The sequence below is a fragment of the Oscillibacter sp. UBA6647 genome (assembly GCA_002455655.1).
In the GTDB taxonomy this organism is placed as follows: domain Bacteria; phylum Bacillota; class Clostridia; order Oscillospirales; family Oscillospiraceae; genus Oscillibacter.
The window spans coordinates 8,021-8,252 of the sequence record DKLF01000092.1; the positions used below are offsets into that span (position 1 = coordinate 8,021).

1 protein-coding gene is annotated in these 232 nt (G+C 64.2%); it reads left to right on the forward strand.

Annotation, left to right across the window (positions count from 1 at the left end; all coding sequences use genetic code 11):
- On the forward strand, window positions 1-232 hold a 232-nt coding region (locus B2W96_RS06520; protein WP_293009478.1), incomplete at both ends, for a hypothetical protein.

A 232-nucleotide genomic window follows, 5' to 3' on the forward strand; every position in this document is an offset into this window, starting at 1 on the left:
GTTCGGCGAAAAATACGGCAAGACCGTCCGCGTGGTTTCCATGGGAGAGGGCGAGGAGCTGGCCTCCATGGAGTTCTGCGGCGGCACCCATCTGGACAACACCGCGAAGGTTGGCCCCTTCCGCATTCGCTCCGAGGCGGGCATCGCCTCCGGCGTGCGCCGGATTGAGGCCACGGTGGGCAAGGCCTCGCTGGAGATTATGAACCGCAATCAGGAGATGCTGTTCCGGGCA